Below are 623 nucleotides of genomic sequence, written 5' to 3'. Positions count from 1 at the left end.
AGCGGTGCGAGCGGAATTCGTCGATCGCGCCACCGCTCCGGGCCAGCCGGTGGTTCATGTCAGTCATGGTGGTGCTGGGCTCCCTGTTCAGAATGCCGGCGACCATCATCAGGACCGCCGGAATGCCGGCGCAGACGTCGACCACACTCCGCAAAGCGGCGTCGCTGTCGAGTTGGTGGGGTGCCACCGCGTTCTGGAAGTACGCTCTGGCCGCGTCCGCGTCAAATCCGCGCACCTCGCGATACTTGACGTCGGCACCCAGCAGGTCGCCGATCATCGTGTCCGCGGCCACAATGACCGCGCTGTTCGCCGACTGCGGAATCAGCGTCGCGATCTCGTCGGCGTCCTTGACGTGATCGAAGATGACGCAGATCTTCCTGCCCTGCGTCAGCCTGGCCCACCATTTTCTGGCTACTTCCGGCTCGGGCGGGATCAGTGCCGGGGGCAGTCCGACCTGTGCCAGCAGCAGCCGGGCGACCTCTCCGGAGTCCGGCTCGTCAGAGTTCAGTCTGTCCAGGTCCAGATAGTAGATGCCGTCCTCGAAGAAGTCCGTCCCATGATGACGGATCCAGTACAGCAGCATCGTCGACTTCCCGATGCTCCGCATTCCGGCGAGGTGCAGG

Annotated in this window: 1 protein-coding gene; it reads right to left on the bottom strand. The window is 64.4% G+C overall.

Annotated elements, in window-relative coordinates; all coding sequences use genetic code 11:
• On the bottom strand, window positions 1–607 hold a 607-nt coding region (locus GWK61_RS54990), incomplete at its 3' end, for an NB-ARC domain-containing protein (protein ID WP_194922355.1).
• Window positions 608–623 lie beyond the last annotated feature (16 nt).

It is taken from the genome of Catenulispora rubra, assembly GCF_015356825.1.
Classification (GTDB): domain Bacteria; phylum Actinomycetota; class Actinomycetes; order Streptomycetales; family Catenulisporaceae; genus Catenulispora; species Catenulispora rubra.
This window is presented reverse-complemented; position numbering and strand designations above follow the sequence as displayed.